Annotated in this window: 4 protein-coding genes; 2 read left to right on the top strand and 2 right to left on the bottom strand. The window is 47.6% G+C overall.

The annotated features are described in order from the left end of the window. Positions 1-941, bottom strand: a 941-nt coding sequence (locus tag HRU21_08550; GenBank protein ID NRA42338.1) for a phosphotransferase, incomplete at its 3' end; no start/stop codon positions are given. A gap of 596 nt (positions 942-1537) precedes the next feature. On the opposite strand from HRU21_08550, the gene HRU21_08555 reads away from it, so the two are divergent. Both HRU21_08555 and HRU21_08560 read left to right on the top strand, forming a co-directional pair. Next, positions 1538-2296: an alpha/beta hydrolase fold domain-containing protein gene (locus HRU21_08555; protein ID NRA42339.1), complete on the top strand. Its 759-nt coding sequence runs from the start codon at positions 1538-1540 to the stop codon at positions 2294-2296. Between the two features lie 29 nt (positions 2297-2325). Beyond that, on the top strand, positions 2326-2763 hold the full coding sequence (locus HRU21_08560) for an alpha/beta hydrolase (GenBank protein NRA42340.1): 438 nt from the start codon (positions 2326-2328) through the stop codon (positions 2761-2763). On the opposite strand, the gene HRU21_08565 is transcribed toward HRU21_08560, so the two are convergent. Further along, a partial coding sequence (locus HRU21_08565; protein ID NRA42341.1) for an MMPL family transporter occupies positions 2750-4931 on the bottom strand: 2182 nt, incomplete at its 5' end. The two genes, HRU21_08560 and HRU21_08565, sit on opposite strands and share 14 nt — an antisense overlap.

The raw sequence follows: 4931 nt of genomic DNA on the forward strand, positions 1-4931 counted from the left end.
CACTGCTTCACTACGCCATCAACGGCAGTTTCTGTCATGCTAGGCTGATAACGCTCGATGGCAAAGCGAAGCTGTTGAAAATAATAATCTAACAATGCCTCAGACTGGGCCGAACATTGACTTGCCTCTAATGCGCTACTGATACAATAGGCTACATCACGCATACCGCAGCCCCACCCCAGGTACTGAAAGTCCACCGCGGCCACATCGATCGCTTGCGTCTTTGGTAGCGTTTTAAAGCAAAAATTGGCAAGCTTGGCGTCGCCATGAATTAAGGTGTGATAGTCGCTGTGGCGAAGGGCAGAATCAAGTGCTGCAGCGTAGCGCTTTAGTTCACCGTCTGGCAATGCAGCCCACTCATCAGGGCGCGTCGATAGGTGCCAGTAGCTGCCCGTTGGCCACAATCCAGCCTGACTGCTTTCTGGCACGGCAACGGCAGAATCCTGGCACTTGAGATTGTTTATGTTAGGGCGTAAAAATTTGCCATGCAAATGGGCTAACCAGCGGAGGCAGGCTTGCAGCATCATTAAGCTATGCTGTGATTTGGCTTCAACACGTCCGTCAAAACCACTGGCATCCAAGTCTTCGAGTACCAGCACCAGCTGCTGCTCATCAATCACGCAGCCATAGCAGCGCGCAACTCGACAAGCTGAATCACACTGCATGGCATACTGTTGATACCAATAAGCTTCTACGTGATAAGACTGCAGCTTGCGTTGATGCGCCAGTTCACTATTCCAACCTCGCGGGTGTTGCTCTACTTTACAAAGCGAGACCAATTTAACCACTACCGAAGGCATCTCAGCGCCATATAGACGCAGTCGTATGATCTGCCCGTAACCACTCCACAAGCTTTGTATCACCGCATCAAATGCTAAAGCATCAGCATTGGTGAGTCGCAGGAGAGTAGATTCAAGTTCTGCTGATATCGAAAAATGCACTTAAGTTTTATCTCAGCAATTAGCGTAATGATTAGTGTAACCCGGGTCGCATCATCGCCAAATAGCTTTGTGTGATTTTGCCCTGCATCTGCAAAGTGTTAACACTATCAACAAATAAATAATTAAAGCTGACTTTTAGCCAACAAAGATATTTGCAGTGATCTGTATGCATAACTGACGCGTTAATTGCTTACATTCTGATGTAGAGCAATCGGTGTCATACGTCTGTCATGAAATTGCTCTAGAGTATTGCGTCACAACAACAATAAACTAAATGGCTTACTCATGATTTTGTTACAGTTGTCCATCTTTCTTGGGCTGTGGATACTTATTAGCGGTTTATTATTTAAATCATCCAGCAACGCGCTAACCGCGGCAATTGCCTGCATGCTTTCTGTTGTTTCGTTTATTCTGCCATTATCTCTATCTTTTATCTAACATATAAACTATTTCTACTTTCTACCATTCTATCCGACTTTAATTTATTAATTCGCTAAAATTCTTTGTCTGTCAGATAATCACGCCAAACACTTGATCATATAAGGGCATTATAAATAAAAAAATTAAGCTCAAACTTATCAAGATTGCGTTGCCCGATGTATATACATATTGATCTTATTCAGCGCTCTGGCCTATATTGTTTGTCAGCCTTTAAAATCATTAACACATTACCATACAGCTTCTCTATGAAAGTCATTGCCACAATATTCATTAGTTTAGTCCTGCTGCTAGTTGCCAGCCTTGGTACTGGCATATTGGTCAACAGCCAAAGCTCGCTGGGCAAAATACATCCGCTATTTGCGCTGCTGAAAATGATCAGTCCAGCCGAACTAGACGCCCCAACTGCAGCCGCATTAGCTGGGCAAAACCCCGCAGCGCTGGCAGACTACCGACATACTGTGACACAGTTTTATCAGCTATCACGCCAGCCTGAATTTAATGGGCAGATACGCAAACACACCATTCAGGTCAAAGGCGCCCATCAACTTGAGGCTATCAGCTATCGCCCCAACAAGCTTAAGCCGCAGGAAGACGGCGGCTATGCAGCCATACTCTACTTTCATGGGGGCGGTTTTAGCGCCGGCAGCACCCAAGCAGTGAGTAAATTAGCGCAGGCAATCGCGCAGCGCAGTCAAGCCATCGTCATTACTCCAAGCTATCGGCTGGCACCCGAGCATCCGTTTCCGGCTGCCTTTGATGATGCTCGTGCGGCATTAGACTGGCTGTTTAGCCAGCAAGCAAAATTGCAGCTTAGCCCCGCTAAGATTTTTGTGGCCGGCGACAGTGCTGGCGGTAATCTGGCCGCCGCCGTTGCGCTAGCGCATCGAGATCGGCTTGGGCTTGGGCTGATATAAACATCACCACACATGATCAGCAGCCGCTATTGCGTCAGCCGGCAGGCCAGCGGCTAGCCGGTCAAATTCTTATTTATCCCATGCTGCAGACTTATCGTGCTGAATATAACAGCGAGTTGATCAGCGCCGGCGTTCCGCCCAATGCAGAATACTTACATGCCACCGCACAAGCTTATGTGGCAAACGCAGCGGCCAACAACCCCTATCACAGCCCAATGCAGGCTGCAGATAAACAGGGGCTGGCAAAAACCTTGTTAATAACTGCCGGCTTCGACCTACTCAGCACAGAAGCACTGCGCTATCGCGAGCAGCTGCAAGCAGACGGCGTGGCAGTCGAACATTTACATTTTGCAGAGCTAGGCCATGGCTTTATCGGTATGTTAGGGCTGTTGGATGCGGTCGACACATCGCTGACCGCAATCGCGCAATTTGTAGATGCCCCTACTGCAGGGCTTAATGCTCAATAGCAGGCGCCGTAGCTATTGGCTGTTCCGACTTGGCGCGCCAAAAACAGCGCAGCAAAGCCGGTGCCAAGAATAAATTAGAGATTAACGCAAAAATAATCGACACCGCTAATAAGCCACCAAACTCCACTTGGTTTTGAAACTCATCGGTGGCAAATACCATAAAGCAGCCAACCAACACGATCGAGGTGAATAAAATCGCCTGCCCCGCCATTTGCAGGCTGTGACGAATAGCCTCTGTCACTGAATAGCCACGGCTATGCGCTTCGCGAAAGTGATGCATAAAATGAATCGTGTCATCCACCGAAATACCAATNACCACNCANCCAATAATCGATGTAGTAATNGTNAATGGCATATCCACCCAACCCATAAAGCCCATGGTAAAAATAATTGGCATCACATTAGGAATAAACGCCAGCAGGCCATGCTTGAAGTTGCCCATCAATAACAGCATTAATAAGCCAACTAAAATAAAGGCAATCACATAGCTTTCGATCGCGCTAATAATCATGGTCGACAAAATCTTATCCGCCGTCACCATATGGCCAGCATAAGTGACTTCAACATCCAGGCCCGAGGCGGCGATTTCTTTATCAAAGATCACTTTCAGTGCCTCAAGATACTCTGCGGTATGCAAAAGCCGATTATTTTCGTAGTTCATATTTAAACGCGCTAGCGAAAAAGCATCGTTGGCATATTCGCTTAACTCTTTTGAGCCACCAAACTGCAGCAGCAGCATTTCCTGCGCAATCAGCTCACGACTATCCGGAATCAGATAAAATGCTGGATCATCAAAATTCAGCTTGCGGTGGTTTTCTTTCACCATCGAGACAATCGAGTTGATCTTTTTCGCTTCAATCCCCTCAACATTTAACGCATAGCTTGCCGCTTCCAGGCGCTCCAATAGTTGCAAAAATTCTGGCTGATAAATGCCCTGTTCTTCACCGCTATCAACTAACACCTCAAGTACCATCGAGCCACTGAGATTAAAATCAACCAGCTCGGCTGACTTACGAATCGGATGCGTTTCAGGAAACCAGCGCAGCGGATCATGCTGCATCGACACATTGCTGATTCCCACCAGCGATAAAATCGCCAAACCGCTAAAGGCGGCAATCACTCCTTTGGCATAGCGCACGCTAAAGCGGCCGCAAAATTGCAGTAATCTATCGCTGACTTTGGAAGCCTTGCCCTGCACCGATGCTTTCAGCTCAGCGGCATCCACTTTTGCCAGCTCAGCCTCGGCCAAGGGTTGCTTGTCGGCCGCGCGGCTTTTACGACGAATCGGCACCAGGGTTAAAATAACCGGCAATAACACCACGGTATAAATCAATGCAAACAGCACGCCGATACAGCCAAATACCCCTAACATTTTCATCGGCACCAACTCTACATAGGTAAATGACAGCAAGCTGGCAGCAGTGGTTGCCGTTGTCATTAATACGGCCACCGCGGTTTTGCGCACCGCCAACATAATTGCATCCTGTTTGGCCAGGCCGCTATCGTATTCGCGATAAAACACCGACAGCATATGCATTGAATCGGCGATGCCGATGGCCAGCAAAAAAGTCGGCAAGATTTGCAGACTGGCGGTAATAGGCACATTGCTCATACCCAATAAGGCAAACGTGGCGCATAGCGTTAAGCTCACTACAATCATCGGAATCACCACGCCCGATACGCGTCTAAACAGCAGCAATAACAGCGCCATTAAAATCAACAGGCCAATCGAGATATTCTTACTCATCATTTTGCCGGAGGTATCAATCAGCTGAAAATTAATCACCGGCAAGCCTGAAACATACACCTGAAAATCATCACGATGATGTTTCAAACCAACGGCAATTAAGGATGAGGCAAACTGCTGTTCATCCTCGGCACTTAGCAGTTGCGCCGTGCTTAAACCGCTGCCGTCTGCAGGCGCAGCTTTATAGGAAAAGTTTTGTAAGCGCACCACAATCGCCGCCAGCCGGCCATCTTCTGAAACAATATTTTTGACATAGTTCGGGTTGTCCAGCACCTGAGCCTTAAACCAGGCCATATCCTGCTCTAGCGTATCGTTAGCACTAGGCCAAATTGCCTCTAAGGGTTCAACCGTTAAATCATCACCATCAACTGCGGTATAATCAGCGCTCACCAAGCTGATCATGTCATCAACAAAATCTACA

Source organism: Pseudomonadales bacterium, assembly GCA_013215025.1.
Lineage (GTDB): Bacteria > Pseudomonadota > Gammaproteobacteria > Pseudomonadales > DT-91 > DT-91.

What these genes read in the sequence shown, in the direction of transcription:
- HRU21_08555 (NRA42339.1), top strand. Translation starts at nt 1,538, where the DNA reads ATGTATATACATATTGATCTTATTCAGCGCTCTGGCCTATATTGTTTG.